This window comes from Krasilnikovia sp. MM14-A1259, assembly GCF_047159535.1.
In the GTDB taxonomy this organism is placed as follows: Bacteria; Actinomycetota; Actinomycetes; order Mycobacteriales; family Micromonosporaceae; genus Actinoplanes.
On the sequence record NZ_BAAGAJ010000002.1, the window covers coordinates 691,789 to 709,200 of the forward strand.

13 protein-coding genes are annotated in these 17,412 nt (G+C 73.2%); 8 read left to right on the top strand and 5 right to left on the bottom strand.

The features are described 5' to 3' along the window. Positions 1-4 precede the first annotated feature (4 nt). Positions 5-298, top strand: coding sequence for a hypothetical protein (locus ACMCNK_RS02975; protein ID WP_412734832.1), 294 nt, complete (start codon positions 5-7; stop codon positions 296-298). A 79-nt stretch (positions 299-377) separates the two neighbouring features. Here ACMCNK_RS02975 and ACMCNK_RS02980 read toward each other — a convergent pair whose 3' ends face one another. Next, positions 378-941: a hypothetical protein gene (locus ACMCNK_RS02980; protein WP_412734833.1), complete on the bottom strand. Its 564-nt coding sequence runs from the start codon at positions 939-941 to the stop codon at positions 378-380. A gap of 137 nt (positions 942-1,078) precedes the next feature. Continuing rightward, complete coding sequence (locus tag ACMCNK_RS02985; protein ID WP_412734834.1) at positions 1,079-1,345, bottom strand: plasmid stabilization protein; 267 nt, start codon at positions 1,343-1,345, stop codon at positions 1,079-1,081. Between the two features lie 208 nt (positions 1,346-1,553). Between ACMCNK_RS02985 and ACMCNK_RS02990 the strand changes: the two genes are divergently transcribed. From ACMCNK_RS02990 to ACMCNK_RS03005, 4 genes are read left to right on the top strand one after another with little or no spacing between them, the layout of a single operon-like run. Next, positions 1,554-2,333, top strand: coding sequence for an electron transfer flavoprotein subunit beta/FixA family protein (locus ACMCNK_RS02990; protein ID WP_412734835.1), 780 nt, complete (start codon positions 1,554-1,556; stop codon positions 2,331-2,333). Between the two features lie 29 nt (positions 2,334-2,362). Next, positions 2,363-3,364: an electron transfer flavoprotein subunit alpha/FixB family protein gene (locus ACMCNK_RS02995; protein WP_412734836.1), complete on the top strand. Its 1,002-nt coding sequence runs from the start codon at positions 2,363-2,365 to the stop codon at positions 3,362-3,364. Then, positions 3,361-5,556: a (Fe-S)-binding protein gene (locus ACMCNK_RS03000; RefSeq protein WP_412734837.1), complete on the top strand. Its 2,196-nt coding sequence runs from the start codon at positions 3,361-3,363 to the stop codon at positions 5,554-5,556. The genes ACMCNK_RS02995 and ACMCNK_RS03000 overlap by 4 nt, the downstream gene beginning before the upstream one ends. Continuing rightward, positions 5,525-6,193 (top strand): adenosylcobinamide amidohydrolase, encoded by a 669-nt coding sequence (locus tag ACMCNK_RS03005; RefSeq protein WP_412734838.1) that lies wholly within the window; start codon positions 5,525-5,527, stop codon positions 6,191-6,193. Before ACMCNK_RS03000 ends, ACMCNK_RS03005 begins: the two co-directional genes overlap by 32 nt. Here the strand turns inward: ACMCNK_RS03005 and ACMCNK_RS03010 are convergent. Beyond that, a complete protein-coding gene (locus tag ACMCNK_RS03010) occupies positions 6,183-8,321 on the bottom strand; it encodes an Hsp70 family protein (protein WP_412734839.1) in 2,139 nt (712 codons plus the stop codon). The genes ACMCNK_RS03005 and ACMCNK_RS03010 overlap by 11 nt on opposite strands. 102 nt (positions 8,322-8,423) lie before the next feature. Further along, positions 8,424-9,893 (bottom strand): dynamin family protein, encoded by a 1,470-nt coding sequence (locus ACMCNK_RS03015; protein WP_412734840.1) that lies wholly within the window; start codon positions 9,891-9,893, stop codon positions 8,424-8,426. A 353-nt stretch (positions 9,894-10,246) separates the two neighbouring features. Between ACMCNK_RS03015 and ACMCNK_RS03020 the strand changes: the two genes are divergently transcribed. The 3 genes from ACMCNK_RS03020 (at position 10,247) to ACMCNK_RS03030 (ending at position 16,447) form a co-directional block, all read left to right on the top strand. Continuing rightward, entirely contained in the window at positions 10,247-12,613 is a 2,367-nt protein-coding gene (locus tag ACMCNK_RS03020; protein WP_412734841.1) for a LuxR C-terminal-related transcriptional regulator, read from the top strand. Positions 12,614-12,735: 122 nt separating this feature from the next. Beyond that, positions 12,736-14,487 carry a hypothetical protein gene (locus tag ACMCNK_RS03025; RefSeq protein ID WP_412734842.1) on the top strand — a complete coding sequence of 584 codons (1,752 nt, stop codon included), beginning with the start codon at positions 12,736-12,738 and terminating at the stop codon, positions 14,485-14,487. A gap of 145 nt (positions 14,488-14,632) precedes the next feature. After that, entirely contained in the window at positions 14,633-16,447 is a 1,815-nt protein-coding gene (locus ACMCNK_RS03030; RefSeq protein WP_412734843.1) for a dynamin family protein, read from the top strand. A 20-nt stretch (positions 16,448-16,467) separates the two neighbouring features. Here ACMCNK_RS03030 and ACMCNK_RS03035 read toward each other — a convergent pair whose 3' ends face one another. Next, entirely contained in the window at positions 16,468-17,373 is a 906-nt protein-coding gene (locus ACMCNK_RS03035) for a hypothetical protein (RefSeq protein ID WP_412734844.1), read from the bottom strand. Positions 17,374-17,412: the final 39 nt, after the last annotated feature.

Below are 17,412 nucleotides of genomic sequence, written 5' to 3' on the forward strand. Positions count from 1 at the left end.
CGGTGTGCCGCACCGTTTCGGCGGGGCCGCGGTCGTCAGTGCCGCAGCCGGGCCACAGCCCGGCGACCCCGATCAGGCACGGCAGCAGCGGCAGGGCCGGTGGCAGCGCCCACGCCACCGCGACGTAGCCGGCCGCGGCGGCGACATCGGCCAGCACCACCGGCCAGCCCAGCCGCCCGTGCAGCAGCGCGGTGACCGCGAAGAACGCCACCAGCAACAGCACCCCGACGACCTGGACGCCGTCGACGTACACCCCGGTGCCGAGCAGCACCGCGTCATCGGTACCGGCAGGCTGTAGACCAGCGCGCGGACCCGTACCGACCGGATCTCGCCCACCGCCCAGACGAGCAGCCCGACGACCGCAGCCGCCAGCGGCGTCACCTCCGGGCACTTCCCAGGCAACCGTCGAACGCCTCGCCCAGCCGCTCCACGATCCGCTCGTCCGCGGACACCACGTGCTGGACGATCGCGCCCTGCGCGTTCATGTCGGCGGTCCAGGCCCGGCGACGGTCCCACAGTACGAGGTTGACCTGCAGGTCGGGATGGACGTCCTCGCGGGACACCAGTACGGCGTCGACACCGGCCGCGCGCTGTTCGGCGAGCAGCGCGCGTACCTGCTCGTCGACCTCGGCGCAGATGAACACCCGGGCGATCGTCACACCGCGGTCCAGGGCGGCGAGGTTGGCCGCCCAGTACCGGAGGCCGGGGCCGCTGCGCCACCACCGGACACCGCCGGCGCCCGGCGACATCAGGTTCGTCACCGCCTCCATCCGTGCGCGGCAGGCGCCGGTGGCCGACAGCAGTGTCCCCAGGTCGGAGCCGGGCCGTACGATGCGCCCGTCGCGCAGGTCGGCGCAGCCCAGCCGGAGGTCCTGCACGCGCCGGCGCAGCCCGGCGACGATGTGGAGGTAACCGCTCAGGCCGCTGGACGCACGCCGCATTCCTACCTCCGCTCCGGGAACGGCCTCCAGGATAGGAGCGGGCGACCACTTCTCGTGATCATCGGTTCACCCGTCGTGTGGCCACGGAGCGGAATGGAGCGGGGCCGGTCGGTGCCGGTGCCCGGCCCCGCGGCCTTTCAACGCAGGGCGTGCTCCAGTTCGGCCTTGGTCATCTTCGAACGGCCGGTGATGTGGCGGCGCTTCGCCTCGGCGTACAGCTGCTCCTTGGAACGGCCGCCCGAGCCGCGTGAGCTGCGGGCCTCGCCGGACTCGGCGCGTTGCTTGTTCACCGTACGGGCGGCGATCTCCTCGGCCCGGTCGGTGGGCCGGCCGCGGTCCTTCTCGCTCGCCTTGATGTGCTTGTACTGCCGTTCGCGCTTGTTGCTCCACGACTGCTCCGGCATGGCCCCTCCCTGCATCCACGCGGGCCCGGCGCACGCCTTCTGCGCGGCTCGGCCCCCTGTGCGCCTGACGTACCCGTTACCCACGGGCGCGTCGTCCTACCCGCGTGAGAGGACAAATCCACGACCCGCCAAGAATTTATGTTGATCAATGCAATCGCCGGTATGCTCGCGGCAGCGTCGTGCTCTTGAGCGGGCGGAGGCTGCATCGGTGAGGATCGTCGTCCTGGTCAAACACGTGCCGTGCACGCTGCGCGGCATGACGTTCGACGCGGATTGCACATTGGACCGCGCCGCCCGGCGCGGCCAGCTCAACGACGCCGACGAGTATGCGGTCGACCAGGCGTTGCGGATCGCGCGGCGGCGCCGCGACGTACAGATCACCGCGGTGACGATGGGTCCGGCCGCGGCGGTCGGGGCGCTGCGCAAAGCGCTGATCCTCGGCGCCGACGACGCGCTCCACCTCGTCGACGACCGGCTGCGCGGCAGCCACGCGCTGGCCACCGCGCGGGTGCTCGCCGCCGCCGTGCGCAGGCTCGGCTTCGACCTCGTCCTGTCGGGCGCCGCGTCGTCGGACGCCGCGATGTCCGCGGTGCCCCCCATGGTCGCCGAGCTGCTGGGCGTGCCGGTGCTCTGCTTCGCCGACATCCTGCAGGTCCGCGAGCGCCGGGTCGAGATCTGGCGCGACGACGGCGCCGGCCTGCAGGCGTTCGCGGCCGCCCTGCCCGCCGTGGTCTCGGTCACCGAACGCTGCGGCGAGCCGCGCCGGCCCACGCTCGCGGCGACGCTCGACGCACACCACAAGCTGATCCGCACCTGGACACTGGCCGACCTCGACCTCGATCTCGATGCCGGTGGCGGTGCGGGCCCCACGGTCGTGCGGGCGGACGCCGCGGATCGCGGCGTCCCGGCCCGCGTCATGCTCGCCGACGATCCCACGGTCGCGGCCATCCGCGTGGCGGACTTCCTGGCCGTCAACGAGTTCCTGTAGCCGCAGCACGACCCGGGTGAGGAGGGGCGATGAGACCGGTGCTGGTGCTCGTGGACCACACCGCAACCCAGCGGACCGTGTGCCGCTCCACGTGTGCGCTGCTGACCCTCGCCCGCCGGCTCGGCCCGCCCACGGCGCTGGTGTGCGGCCGGGCCGACGCGGCCGGTGTCGCGCTGCTGGGCCGGTTCGGTGCCACGAGGATCGCGGCCGTCGCCCGCCCCGAGCTCGACGCGCATCCCGCCGCGGCCCGCGTCGAGGTGCTGGCCCATCTCGCGCGGCGGACGAGACCCGCCGCGGTCCTGATCGCCTCCCACCGCCTCGGGCAGGAGGTGGCCGCCCGGCTGACCGCGCGGCTGGGCACCGGGCTCATCACTGACGTGGCCGACCTGCGGATGGGCGCCGGCGGGCCGGTCGCGGTCAAGTCGGCGCTGGAGGGCGCGTACCGGGTGGAGGCGCGGGTGAGCGGCGGCACGCCGGTGTTCACCGTGCGCACCGATGCCGTGATACCGGTGGCTGCCCCGGTGGAGCCGGAGGTCCGGCGTGTCGACGTCACGTTCCCGCCCGCCGTCCGCGCCGTGCGCCGCCTCGGCCGCCGGCCCGCCGGCGTCGAGCTCCCGCCGGAACTGGCCACCGCGGCCATCGTCGTCGCCGGCGGCCGCGGGATGGGTTCGCAGCAGTCGTTCGGCCTGGTCGGTGCGCTCGCCGAGGCGCTGCGCGGCATCGCCGGCGGGTCGCACACCGCCACTGAGCTCGGCTGGTGCCCGCGGCGCGACCAGATCGACCAGCTCGGCACGATCGTCCATCCGCGCCTGTATCTGGCCTTGGGCATCTCGGGCTCGGTCCGCCACCGCGCCGCCATGCAGCACGCGGAGACGATCGTGGCGATCGACCGTGATCCGGGTGCTCCCATCTTCGACCTGGCCCACCTCGGCGTGGTCGGCGACGTGCACCGGGTGGTGCCCGAGCTGCTCGCCGAGATCAGAAGACGCAAGGCCCAGCCGGTGATCAGCTCCAGAGAGGTGGCAACGTGACGGTACGACTGGTGCTCGGGCTGACGCTGACCGCGGTCGCATTCGTGCTGGCCGGGCGGCGGATCCTCACCCTGTTCCGGCTGGCCCGTACCGGGCAGCCGGCGGAGCCCGAGCGCACCAGCGAGCTGGGCACCCGCGGATGGGCGATCGTGACCGAGGTACTTGGCCAGCGCAAGCTCCTGAAGTGGAGCGTGCCGGGGCTCGCGCACTTCGCGGTGTTCTGGGGGTTCGTCATCCTCGGCGCGACGATCGTCGAGGGCTACGGCGCGCTGTTCGACCCCGACTTCCACATCCCGATCATCGGCACGCAGGCGTGGCTGGGCTTCCTGGAAGACATGTTCATCGTGGCCGTGCTCGTCTCGCTCGTCGTCTTCGGCGCGATCCGGTTGCGCCACCGCCCGCAGCGCGAGGGCCGGCGGTCCCGGTTCTTCGGATCGCACCTCGGCGCGGCCTGGCTCGTGCTTTTCATGATCTTCAACGTGATGTGGACGCTGCTGTTGTACCGCGGCGCCCAGGTCAACACCGGCAACTTCCCGTTCCCGCACGGCGCGTTCGCGTCGGAGGCGGTCGGGCGGCTACTGGCGCCGGCCGGGCAGGCCGCCAACGAGGTCCTGGAGACGGTCGGCGTCCTCGCGTCACTCGGCGCGGTGCTCGCGTTCCTCGTCATCGTCGTGCACTCCAAGCACCTGCACATCGGGCTCGCGCCGCTCAACGTGCTGTTCTCCCGGCGCCCGCGGGGGCTGGGCCCGCTGCTGCCGGTGTACTCGGGCGGCACGCCGGTGGACTTCGAGGACCCCGACGAGGACGACAAGATCGGCCGGGGCGCGATCGAGGACTTCACCTGGAAAGGCATGCTGGACTTCGGCAGCTGCACCGAATGCGGCCGGTGCCAGTCGCAGTGCCCGGCCTGGCACACCGACAAGCCGCTCAATCCCAAACTGGTCATCATGAGCCTGCGCGACCACGCGCTGGCCAAGGCGCCGTACCTGCTTGCCGGGTCCGACTCCGCCCGCGACAAGCTGCCCGCCGACGTACGCGCGGAGGCCGAGCGTCCCCTGGTCGCGCCGGTGCAGGAGGGCGGCGTCATCGACCCGGACGTGCTGTGGTCCTGCGTGACCTGCGGCGCGTGCGTCGAGCAGTGCCCGGTCGACATCGAGCACGTCGACCACATCGTGGACATGCGGCGCTACCAGGTGCTCATCGAGTCGCAGTTCCCGAAGGAGGCCAACGTCCTGCTGCGCAACCTGGAACGGTCCGGGGACCCGTGGGGCCGCGGCGCGACCGCGCGTCTGGAGTGGACGGCCGGGCTGCCGTTCGAGGTGCGCGTCTTCGGCGACGACGGCGAGGAACGGCTGCCCGACGACGTCGAGTACCTGTTCTGGGTGGGATGCGCGGGCGCGCTGGACGAGAACGCCAAGCGCACCACCCGCGCGGTCGCCGAGCTGCTGCACGAGGCCGGTGTCGGGTTCATGGTGCTCGGCAGCGGCGAGACGTGCACCGGCGACGCCGCCCGCCGCCTCGGCCAGGAGCTGCTGTTCCAGGAGCTGGGGCGGCAGAACGTGGAGACCCTCACCACCGCCGGGGCGCGGAAGATCGTGGTGACCTGCGCGCACTGCTTCAACACCATCGGCAACGAGTACCGCCAGCTCGGCGGCGACTTCGACGTGGTCCACCACACGCAGTTGCTGTCCCGGCTGGTGGCCGACGGCCGGCTGCGGCCGGCCCACCCGGTCGAGGCCGAGGTCACGTACCACGACCCGTGCTACCTCGGGCGGCACAACCGGGTCTTCGACCCGCCGCGGGACGTGCTGGGCAGCGTGCCCGGACTGCAGTTCACCGAGATGCCCCGCAGCCGTGAGACGTCGTTCTGCTGCGGGGCGGGCGGCGCCCGCATGTGGATGGAGGAGTCACTCGGCACCCGCATCAACGAGGCCCGCACGGACCAGGCGCTGGACACCGGGGCGAGCGTGGTCGCCGCGGCGTGCCCGTTCTGCATCAGCATGCTCACCGACGGTGTCGCCACCCGCAAGCAGCAGGGCAAGGCGGCCGACGAGGTGCGCGTCACCGACGTGTCCGAGCTCCTGCTGCGGTCGGTGCGCGGCACCGACCCGGCCCCCGATACGGCGGCGCCCACCGCGGCCCGGGCGCTAGGGTCGAGCGGTGATCGAACCGGTACTGACGCACCGAGCTGAGTCCGGCGACGACGTTCCGCTGCTGGTGTGGCGGCTGCCCGAGTCCGCACTCGCGGTGTCGTCGGCGGTGCTCGGCGGCGGGATCGGGCCGTGCGGCTGGGTCGTCAACGCGACCGTCCCGATGTCCTACGATCGCGACGACCCGGCCACCCACCTGCGCGAAATCGCCGCCGCGCTCGATCTGACCGGCCCCGGTGTCGGCCTGCTCACCGGCGTCGACGCCGCCGACGTCGTGGCCGCGGGCGACGGCGACGTGCGGTTGTGGGCCACGGTCGGGCTCAGCTCCCCGACCCAGGCGGCGGCGCCCACGACCGCGACGGCGCCGCACCCCGGGACGGTCAACATCGTGGCGTGGGTGCCGCACAGGCTGGCCGACGGCGCGCTGGTCAACGCGGTCGCCACGCTCACCGAGGCCAAGGCGCAGGCGATCCGCGACCTCGGCCTCGCCGCCACCGGGACGGCGACCGACGCGGTGGTGGTCCTGTGCCCGCCCTCCGGCCCGGCGGCACCCTACGCCGGCCCGCGCTCGCCGTGGGGTCGGCGGCTGGCCCGCGCCGCGTACCGGGCGGTCCTCGACGGCGGCGCGGCGAACCTGGCTGGCCCCTCGTCGTGGTCCGAGCGGCGATCTACCGCTTGATCGGTACGCAGTTGCCGGTCTTGTACGTGCCGTGGCTGTCGGGCACGAGACCGTGGTGGGAATCCGCGATCCGGGCGCACACCTTCGGCGCGTCGCCGATGGCCTTGACGAACCGTACGTCGCTGGTCTCCACCACGGACGGCCGCTGATCCTCGACGTACCAGAATCCCTTCTGGTCGTCGGGCGCCTGCTCACCCTCGATCGTGTCCGGGGGAGTGGTGCCGTTGCCGCCGTAGATGTGCAGGTGGTAACCGCCCTTGACGGCGGGCTGGCTGCCGCCGAAATCGGCGTCGTACTCGACGATGAACTTCCCGTCGGCGATCCGCGCCGAGGTGAGGCACACCCAGCGCGGGTTGGCCTTGATCGCGGCGGTGCACTGTTCGTCGTCCGGGACGGCGGCCGGCTTGGCGCCGCCCGCACGGTTGCCGCTGCGCAGGGCCCAGGCGGCCGCGCCGCCGCCGAGCAGCACGACCAGCACCGCGCCGGCCGCGACCAGGACGCTCCAGGTCCGCTTCGCCGGCGGCTCCGCCTCCGGTGACACCACCGCGCCGGCCGGACCGGCCGTGGTGGACGTGTACGTCCGGCTCCGCGCGGCCGGGGCCGCGCCGGCCGGCGACGACGGATTCGGGGTCACCGGCGCGCCATATGCCGCCGGTGCCGGTCCACCGGCCGGCGCGGTCCCGCCCGCCGGGTTCGGACGTGCGGTCTGTCCGCCCGGCACGATCGCCGGGCCCACCTGCTGCCGGGCAGCCCCAGCGGGTGCGCCCTGCTGGCCCGGCGCGCCCATGGGTACGCCCTGCGGGCCCGGCGCGCCCGTGGGTGCGCCCTGCGGGCGAGGTCCGCCGGTGGGTGCTCCCTGCGGGCCGGGCGTACCCGTGGATGCGGTCTGCGGGCCGGGCGCGCCCGTGGGTGCGGTCTGCGGGCGAGGTCCGCCGGTGGGTGCTCCCTGCGGGCCGGGCGCGCCCATGGGGGCGCCTATCTGGCCAGGGGCGCCCTGCTGGCGAACCACACCCGCGGATGCGGCCTGCCGGCCGGGCGGGACCGGGCCGGGCCCGGTGGATTTCGCCGTGTCCCCGCCGGCCAGCCGGGCCGCGCCCAGCGCGACCGCATGCTTCGGATGCGCATCGACCGCCACGGGCCGGCCCAGCTCCGAGCCGACGAGCTGGGCGACGATCGGCATCCGGGACGAGCCGCCCACCAGCAGCACGGAGTGCACCTGCTCCGGCGAACAGTCGGCGGACCGCAGCGCCCGCTGCAGCGCCTCCACGGACCCGTGCAGCGCCGGCCGGACCATCGCCTCGAACTCGGCCCGGGTGAGCCGGACGTCGGTGGAGACGTTCGGCAGCAGGACCGGGATGGTCGTGTCGGTGTCCGACGACAGGGCCTCCTTGGCCTGGACACACTCTTCCCGCAGCCGGATCACCGCGTTGATCGCCGCGGGGTCGTCCTCGTCGAGCTCCTCCAGCTTGCCGTCGAGCGCCGTACGGACGTGATTGAACACCGCGGCGTCGAAGTCGGTGCCGCCGAGCCGTTCGATGCCCTCGGGCTGCCCCAGGACCTCGAAACCCGACGGTGTCTTGCGCAGCACCGCGGCATCGAACGTGCCGCCGCCGAGGTCGTACACGGCCACGACCGTGCCCGGCTCGACCCGTTGCTGCTGGGTGTAGTTGACCGCCGCCGCCTCGGGCTCGGTCGTATACGTCACCGGCAGGTCGAGGTCGGCCATCCGTACGGCCTGGCGCAGCAGGTCCAGTTTGTACGGACCCCAGTTCGCGGGGTGCGACACGCAGATCGCCGCGGGGCGGCCGCCCTCCCGGCGGGCCACCTCGTCGACGACCGACCGCAGCAGGCGCGACATCAGTGCCTCGGCCGACTGCGGCACACCGCCGAGCAGGATCGGGGTGGTGTCGCCCAGCCGCCGCTTGAACTCACGGGCCACCCGCTGCGGCTCGGAGAAACCGCGGCGATGCGCCGCGTCCCCGGTCAGGAACGTCTCGTCCTCGCGCAGCAGCACCACCGACCGGATGGCTGCGCTTCGATCGCCGAGCGAGACGGTCTCCGCCCGGCCGTCGCGCCAGATCGCGGCCGCCGTGAAGGTGGTTCCGAGGTCAATGCCAAGCGCGTACATCGATGGATGCTCCGATTGTGATCATCAGTTCAAGGCTCGTCAGGTCGTCGAAAGAGCGAACGTCGGGGCGCCGCAGCCGGTTCGGTCCCGGCTCATCCGGTTTCACCGCAGCCGTCGCCGGTCGGCGATCATGCCTTCGCACGAACGGACCGCCACCCGCGCGGCGACCGCCAATTCCGCGGAGGTCAGGGGATTCTCGGCCCGGCGTTGCCAGCGGGCCAGCGCCGCGTCCGCCGCGGCGTCCAGTTCCGCGCCCGAGGCGTCCGGCGGCAGCCGCAGCCGCTGGTGGATCGCGGCACCGGCGCCGCCGATGAGCTGTTCCAGCTCCGCGACGACCTCCGGCTTGCCGGTCACCCATCCCGCGCGCAGGCTGGACAGCACTCGCAGCTCGTTGAACGGGTGAGCCGAGGCGATGATCTCCTCGACCGTGGCGGCGACCCCCGCGCTGCCCGGCAAAGCCTGGACGCGGGTCACCTCGGCCAGCGCGAGCAGGGCGGACCGGGACTTGAGTACGTCGCGACGTTCGAAGAACAGCGAGCCGAGGACCTCCCGCAGTTGCGCCAGACCGCTGCGGTCGATCAGCTCCCGGGCCAGTTCGGTCGCGGTGCCGCACGTGCCGTGCCGCAGCAGAGCCACGGACAGCCGCAGCCCGAACAACCCGAACCGGGCCAGCAGCGACTCCCGTTCGATCGAGGTCATGCCCAGCTCCGGCATGGACTGGACGAACCGGTCCGCGGTGAGCAGCAACTGCTCGGCGGACGCGACGGGCAGCTCCGAGATCCGGCGCAACCGGGCGAACTCAAACTCGGTGAGCGTCGCCGCGGTCTCGGCGAGCAGTCCCGCCACCGGGACGACGGACTGCACCAGCCGCCGGACACTCGGATCGGTGCCGAGCCTGGTGGCGACCCGCTTCGCCGAGGCCATCGCGTCGAGCCGGCCCACCGCGATCTCGTCCGCCCGGGACAGGACACCGATGGCGTTGACCGGGTTGGGCCGCGACACCTCCACGTCGTGGAACGCCCGCAGGAACTCGACGTCGTTGCTGTGCAGGTGACGCATCAGGTAGATGACGGCGTCGGCGGGCGTCTCCTCGTCATCGGGTACGAGCAGATTCCACGACCGCTGTGACGTCTGCTCGGACAGCGACCCGATACCGGGGGTGTCGATCAACGTCACGTTTCGTAACGCCTGGGACGGCCAGCTGACGTCGAGCTGCGCCACCTCGTCCACGCGCAGGTCGCCCAGGTCGATCTCGATGGCGCCGTCCTCACGGCGGAACCGCAGCTGCCGCGGGGCACCCCGGTACGGCTGCGCCATGACCTGGTAGGTGTGCCCGTCCTGATACCAGGTGACGATGCGGGTGCACTCGCCCGCATCCGTGGGCGCCAGCCGTTCCCCGACCAGCGCGTTGAGCAGTGTCGACTTTCCGGCCTTGATCCGGCCCGCGACGGCCACCCGCAGCGGCTCGTCGAGCCGGTCGCGCACGGCGGCGAGCCGCCGCTCGTACGGCGTGCCGCGGTACACGGCGAGGGCCTGGGCGAGCGCGTCGCGCGTACGGTCGATCAGTCGCATGGGGTCACCGCGTCGGACCGCAACTCGGACCCCACATCCTCACGTCGCTGCTCCCGGTCTGCCGGTGGGTGCGTTCCGTTCATTCCTGCCTGCCGACCGGTCCGCGGACACCCGAGCGTGCCACCCATGAGCAAGGTACTGGGTGACCCGTCGGCGGTGCGTCGTCCGACCGCGGGACATGTGCTGCGTCACTGTGCCTGCTGCATCACTTCGCGGCCGTTCGCCCGCCGGTCATCTGAGAGCCTGGTGCCGGGAGTCGGGGGCCGACGGTACACGCCCGGGGCGAGCGGGTACCAGACCCCGCCGCCGACCGTAAACTGCCAGCTCGACGTGGGTGAGGAGGGACTGCACGGGTGACTGTCGTGGTGGGGGTGGACGGCGCCGGCCGGACCCGCAGGCTGGGCGAGATCGCCGCCGCGGCCGGGCGGCCGGCCGTACCCGTGGTCTTCACCACCGTCGACGACCTGCAGGCGCTGCTGGCCCGGGCCCACGCCGACGCGGCCCTGGTCGTCGTCGACGACGCCCACCGGCTGCCCGCGGCGGCGTTGCGCGCGCTGGCCGCCGCCGCCCGATCCGGGGTGCCGATGGCGATCGCCCGCAGGCCCACACTCACCGGGCCGGAACTGGCCGAACTGGACGAAGCGGTCGCCGCTACGGGACCGGTCGAACACCTCGGCCCGCTCGACCCTGGCGCCCTGTCCGCACTGGTCACCGCGGCGATCGAACGGCCGGCCACCGCGGCGCACGTGGACGCGGTCCGCGCCGCCTCGGCCGGTCTGGCAGCCCTGGCTGCGGCCGTGGCGCACGCCCCGGACGGCACCCCGCCCGCGCTGGTCGCCCGGGTGCAACGCCTGCTCGCCGGTGGCCACGAACGCCCGGTTGGCGGTGCGGCGCCGCCGCCCCGAGAGGGGATCGCCCGGCTCGCCCGCATTCTCGCGGTGAGTTCCGATCTCGGCGACGAGGTCGTCTGCGTCGCCTCCGGGCTCGCGCCGGCGGAGGCGGCCGCCGCCGCGCGTACGCTGCGCGACCAGGGAATGCTGACTCCCGACGGCGAGCGGATGATTCCGGCGGTCGCCCGCGCGGTCCTGGCTGACCTGCCGGCCCCGGAGCGCCGCCGGCTGCACGATGCCGTGGCGTCGGCGCTGCTGGCCACCGGTGCCGACCCGGTCCGCGCCGCGGAACAACTGCGCGCCGCCCGCGCCCGTACCCCGGCGGCGGCGGACGTCTACCGGCGGGCCGCCGACGGTCTTCGCTACTCCGCCCCCGACCGTTCCCTGTCCTGGTACGACGAGGCGCTGCACTCCGGCGCAGAGCCGCCGGTCGTGGCCGCGGGCCGCGCCGAGGCGGCCGTCCAGCTGGGCCTGGCGGTCGATGTGGACGCGGCGACCGCGTCGGAGGCGGACGCCGCCCGGCTCCGCATGGTCGCCGGGGCCGCCGCCGCGCACGACGGCCGGGCGGGCCGGTCGGCCGACGCGCTGCTCGGCGCCGACACTCCCGGCCCGGTCCTGGCCGTACCGGCACTGATGGCCACCGGTCGCCCGGCGCCGGCCCGATCCGCGGCGACCGGTCCGGCTCCGGTGCCGTTGCGCCGCCTCGCCGAGGCGGCGCTGGCGATCGGCGACCCGGCGGCGGCGCTGCCTCTGCTGATCGAGGCGGCCGAGGTGTACGAGCAGGCCCCGCCGGCGGTCCCGATGCCGGATCTGCCGCACGCGCTCGCCGCACTGGCCGCGGTCACCACGGGCGACACCGCGTCCGCCGAGCATCTGCTGGAACGGGCGCTGTCCACCGGAGCCGGTGGACCCGTCGCCCAGGACCGGCACCGCACGCTGCTGGCCTGGGTGCGGTTGCGGGCCGGCCGGTACGACACCGCCCTCGCCGAACTCGACCGCTTGAGCGGTGTGTCGCTGCCCGGCCGGGAACGGCTGACCCTCGCCTGTCTCACCGCCGGGATCGCCCGCCGGCGCGGCGACATCGCCCAGCTCCGCGCGGCGTGGGCGCTCGCGGAGCCGGTGCTCGCCCGGCGCGCGGTGGACCTGCTGCACCTGGAGATGGTCGAGGAACTGCTGGTCGCCGCGGCCCGGCTGCGCCATCACCGGCGGATCACGCCGATCCTCGAGGACCTGGAGGCCGTCGTCGACCGGCTCGACCGGCCGGCCGCGTGGGCGGTGTCGCTCGGCTGGATCCGGCTGCAGATCGCCGTCGTCGGCGAGGACGTGTCCGCGGCGGCCGAAGCCGCCGACCACCTCGGCGGCCTCGACCCCGGTGGTGCGCGGCAGCAGGCCCAGTGCCGGGCCGCCATGCGGTGGGCCGCGGCGCTCACCGGCGACGTACGCCCGGACGACGTGCTTGCGGACGCCGCCGACCTGGTCGCGGCCGAGTTGCCGTGGGAGGCGTCCCGGCTGCTCGGGCAGGCCGCGATCCGGACCACCGACCCGTCGGCCGCGCGGCGGCTGCTGGAGAAGGCGCGGGAACTGTCCCGCGCGGAGGGACCGGCGGACGACGCACCCCCGGACGCGGGTCAGGGCACGCTGTCCGACCGGGAGGTGGAGGTGGCACGGCTGGTGCTCGCCGGGCGTACGCACCGTGAGATCGGGTCGCAGCTCTATCTGTCGCCGAAGACGGTGGAACACCATGTGGCGCGGATCCGTGCCAAACTCGGTGCCGCCAACCGCGCCGAGATGATCGCTGGGCTGCGCAAACACCTGCCCCCGGAGTCCTAGCCGATACCACCCCCCCTAATCCCGTCCCCCGGCAGGGGGATAGCCCCGATGCGCGACACCGGCGTCAACCCGCAGGCTTCATATGTCCGACCAACGGGGCGGGCCCGAGTACAGGAGAAGTCATGGCCGCTATTGAGATCACCCCTCTGATCATCGACAACATTCGGGCGCTGTTCGAGAAGGTGTTCAGCAGCGACGCGGAGACCGCGAAGTTCCTCGCCGACCCGGCCGGATCGTTCGCCGCCAACAACATCGACGCCGATTCGCTCAACGGGGTCGACCTCCAGCAGATCGTCACCGAGGCCGCCAGCGGCAGCTACAGCTCCACGAGTGACAGCGGCTACAGCTCGGGTGGCAGCTACAGCTCGGCCGGTGGCTACAGCTCGGGTGGCAGCTACAGCTCGGGCGGCGGCAGCTACAGCGGTGGTGGCAGCGGCTACAGCGGCGGCGGCAGCAGCAGCAACGCCGCGTCCGCGGTGCCCGCGCAGACCGTGCAGCAGGTCACCCAGGTCGCGCAGAACTTCACCACGCAGAACATCATCGACAACTCCCGGACGTTCACGGACAACTCCACCAAGATCGACAATTCGGTGGACGTCGACGTGGACGGTCCGGTCCTCGGCGACATCGACATCGACGCCACCAACGTCAACCAGACCGGCCACGGCAACGTCGGCACCACCGGCAACGGCGACGTCAACGCCGCCACCGGTGACTCCGCGGTGGCGCAGCAGGGCGACGGGACGCAGGTCGCCGCGACCGGCGGCTCGGTGGCCGCCGGCGGCGACGCGATCGGCGTCACCGGCGACAACTCGTCGGTGGAGGTCGTCGGGGGGGACAAGGTCACCGCGGGCGACGGCTCCGTGATCGGTACGGGCGGCGGCGACGTGCTCGGCGCGACCGGGGACGGCGCGTTCGCGGGCAGCGCGGCCAACGGCGACGTGGTCGGCAACACCGGGGACAGCGGCTTCGCGGGCAGCGCCGCCAACGGCGACGTGGTCGGCAACACCGGCGACAACGCGGTGACCGCCGGTCACGACATCACCGGTGCGGTCAACACCGGCATCAACTCCGGCGTGCAGGCCAACGGCGACGTGGACAAGACGGTCCTGGGCGACAACACCGGCATCGTCGGCGACGACATCGACAAGCCGGTCCTCGGGGACAACACCGGCATCGTTGCGGACGACGTGGACAAGGCGGTCGTCGGGAACAACAACCAGACCGCCCAGTTCGACATCGACACCAGCGGCGGCGCCGGCGGCAACGCCAACGGCACCGGTGGCTCGGGCGGCTTCGGTGGTGACGCCAGCGCGGACGGTGGCAACGGCGCCGGTGGCGCGGTCGGTGCCGGGGTCGGCGCGGGTGTCGGGGTCGGCCTGCGCGGCAGCGGCCAGGGCTTCGGCCAGGGTCAGGGGGGCGACGGCGGGGACGGCGGCAACGGCGGCACCGCGGTCGGCGGCAGTGCCGCGGGCGGCGCGGGCGTCGGCGGCAACGCCGGTGGCGGCGCGGGCGGGGCGGTCGGCCCGATCAACCTCAACTTCGGTGGCGGCAGCCAGAACGCCGTCAACGCCAACGGGGTGCACGACTCGTCGGTGTCCGCCGGTGGCAACGCGTCCACGGCACAGCACTCGTTCAACGACCAGTCGACCAACCACTCGTTCAACGACCAGTCCACGAACGACTCGTTCAACTCGCGCGACTCGCACGACGTCACCACGCACGACTCGCACGACGCGCACGACGCGTTCAACTCGCACGACTCGATCCACGGCGACGACTCGCACATCATCCGCGAGCAGGCCGACCACTTCACCGGGCAGGGCCACGACGCGGGCGACAGCCTCGCCGCGGACCCGGGCCACCACGCCTGATCCCGGGCCGGACAGCGCCCGGTGACACCGGGCCGGATCGAACACAGTGTGGCGTGGCGGGTCGGCGGACCCGCCACGCCACCGTGGCGCACGGGCCGACCTCCGGCCAGGGCGCCGTACCCTACCGGGACTGGGAGGAACGACGTTGACCGCAACCACGGCACCACCTGACGCCGACGGCACGCTGCGGCGGGCGACCGAGGTCGTCGACCTCGCCCAGCGCGCCTGCGAGGCGTACGACCGTACGGATCTGAGCGGCCGGCTCGCCGCCGTCCGCGCCACCCTGGCCGACCCGGTGGTGCACATCGTGGTCGTCGGCGAGTTCAAGCAGGGCAAGAGTTCCCTGGTGAACGCGCTCGTCGGCACGAAGGTCTGCCCGGTCAACGACGACGTCGCCACTGCCCTGCCGACCTACGTCCGCTACGGCAAGGAGCCGTCCGCCGAGGTCCTGCTCGACGAGGTGCCGCCGCGGCGCGAGGCGGTGCCGGTCGACCGGGTGCGCGACTATGTCCTGGAGAAGGACGCCGGCGGCGCGGTGGACGGAGCCACCGGCGTGGAGGTGCGGCTGCCGCGCCAACTGCTGTCCAGCGGCCTGGTCATCGTCGACACCCCCGGCGTCGGCGGGCTCGGCTCGGTGCATTCGGCCGCCAGCCTGACCGCGGCGTCCATGGCCGACGCCCTGCTGTTCGTCACGGACGCGGCGCAGGAGCTCACCCAGAGCGAGCTGGAGTTCCTGCGCCAGGCACGCGAGGTGTGCTCGACGGCGGTGTGTGTGCTCACCAAGACCGACTTCTATCCGTACTGGCGGAAGATCCGTGACCTGGACGCGGGGCACCTGCGCGCCGTGGGGGAGATGCCGATCATTCCCGTGTCGTCCGACCTGCGGCTGCGCGCCGTCGCCGCCGGCGACAAGGACCTCAACGCGGAGTCCGGGTTCCCCGACCTGGTCAAGTTCGTCTCCCAGCGCGTCTCGGGCGGCGCGGCCACCCGGGCCGCCGCCCAGGCGGGCGCGGCGGTCGTCGGGATCTGCGAGCAGATCGAAAGCCAGTTCGGGGCCGAACGGGCCGCCCTGGCCGATCCGGCCGCCGCGGCCACGGTGATGAACGACCTCGCCGCGGTGAAGCAGCGCGTGGAGGGACTCAAGGCCGCCGCCGCGAAGTGGCAGCAGACCCTCGGCGACGGCATCGCCGACCTCAACGCCGACATCGACCACGACCTGCGTGGCCGGATCCGCCGGCTGATCGAGGAGGCGGACGCCCAGATCGAGGAGAGCGACCCCGCGGACACCTGGTCGGAGACCGAACGCTGGCTCAAGGCCCGGGTCTCCCAGGAGATCCTCGCCAACTACATGATGCTGCGCGACCGGGCGATCGGACTCAGCGACGAGGTGGCGACCCACTTCGAACGCGACGCGGGTCGGATCCTGCGCCACGTCGCGATCGCCAACCCGGTGCCGCTGGCCGGCACCGCCGAGGTCGAGCACAAGATCGAGCTGGAGAAGATGAAGCTCGGCAAGCAGGCGATGGTGGCGCTCAAGAGCGCGTACGGCGGGGCACTGATGTTCACCGCGCTGGGTACCCTTGCCGGGATCGCGCTCGGCCCGATCGGCCTGGGCATCGGTCTGGTGATGGGCCGCAAGGGCCTGCGCGAGGAGAAGACCCGTCAACGCACCAACCGGCAGAACCAGGCCCGCAACGCGATCCGGCGGTACTGCGACGAGGTCAGCTTCGTGATGACCAAGGACTCCCGCGACACCCTGCGGCGCATCCAGCGGCAACTGCGGGACCACTACAGCGAACTGGCCGACGAGCTGGCCCGCTCCAACGCCAAGGCGCTGGCCGCCGCGTCGGAGGCCGCGCAGCGCACCACGGCCGAACGCGAGAGCCGGCACCGTGATCTGATGGCCGAGCTCGACCGGCTGCGCCAGCTGCGCGAGCACGCGGCCGCGCTGGTCTCGTAGCCGGCGGGGGACTCCGCTCGCTATCGGCCGAGTTTCGCGGCGGCCCGGACCCGCTGTTTCCAGACGGACCGGATGGCGTCCAGCTGCGCGCGGTGTTTCGCCTCCCATGGGGCCAGGCGGGGTGCCAGCAGCGTCATCGCCTGCCGGTACGCGGGGCGTCGGCAGTCCGTGTCGGCGGCCAGTGCGGCGTTCAACGCAGCGATTTCCCGCGTCCAGGCTCGCCCGGCGGGTGCGCCGTCGGCAGGGGCGTCAGCGCGGTTGAGCCGGGGCGCGAAAAGGAAGTCGTCACGGTCCGGGACGTCGTACCCGTACTTCTGTTTCATGCAGTCGCGGTACGGGCTCATGGCGGCCACGACGGCCGGGTCGGCGGCGACCGGGTCCAGCAAGTCCTCGAAGCCGGCGAGCTGATAGGCGCCCGGCGGCGGCTCGACGTCGAAGTAGGAGCGGTAATGCACCCGTGCCCGGCATGCGTTCAGCGCGGGCACATCGGCGGGTGCGACCGTGGGCTCCAGGACGCCCGCGCGTTCCAGGCGCGCGAAGGCCAGCTCGTTGAGGACCACCCGCCGTCCACCGTCGGTCACCGCATCGAAGACCGTGGCGTGCCCGATGCCGTATCCCAGATCCGCGTCGGTGAAGTCGCGGTAGTAGTCGACGAACGGCACCGCGCGGTACGGGTGCCCCGCGGCACGCATGCAGGAGGCGACGCCGCCCTCGATGCGGTGATGGTTGAGCTTCTCCGACGCCCGCAGCCCGGCCAGGTCACCGGTGATGCGCCGTTGCAGGTCGTCGAGCCGGGCCGCGGTCCGCGACACCACCGGCGCGGCCGGAGCCGGTGCCCCGGTCGCTGGCGCCGAACAGCCGAGCAGCGCCGACAGCGCGACGGCGGTGCCCCACCGACCCGAGATCGCCGTCAGTTTCCCCGACACGACCGTTGAACGACGCAATCACCCGGGCGGTCACGCACG

Coding starts and splice junctions, on each gene's coding strand:
- ACMCNK_RS02995 (WP_412734836.1), top strand. CDS start 2,363: ATGAGACCGGTGCTGGTGCTCGTGGACCACACCGCAACCCAGCGGACC.
- ACMCNK_RS02985 (WP_412734834.1), bottom strand. CDS start 1,345: ATGCCGGAGCAGTCGTGGAGCAACAAGCGCGAACGGCAGTACAAGCAC.
- ACMCNK_RS03025 (WP_412734842.1), top strand. CDS start 12,736: ATGGCCGCTATTGAGATCACCCCTCTGATCATCGACAACATTCGGGCG.
- ACMCNK_RS02980 (WP_412734833.1), bottom strand. CDS start 941: ATGCGGCGTGCGTCCAGCGGCCTGAGCGGTTACCTCCACATCGTCGCC.
- ACMCNK_RS03015 (WP_412734840.1), bottom strand. CDS start 9,893: ATGCGACTGATCGACCGTACGCGCGACGCGCTCGCCCAGGCCCTCGCC.
- ACMCNK_RS03010 (WP_412734839.1), bottom strand. CDS start 8,321: ATGTACGCGCTTGGCATTGACCTCGGAACCACCTTCACGGCGGCCGCG.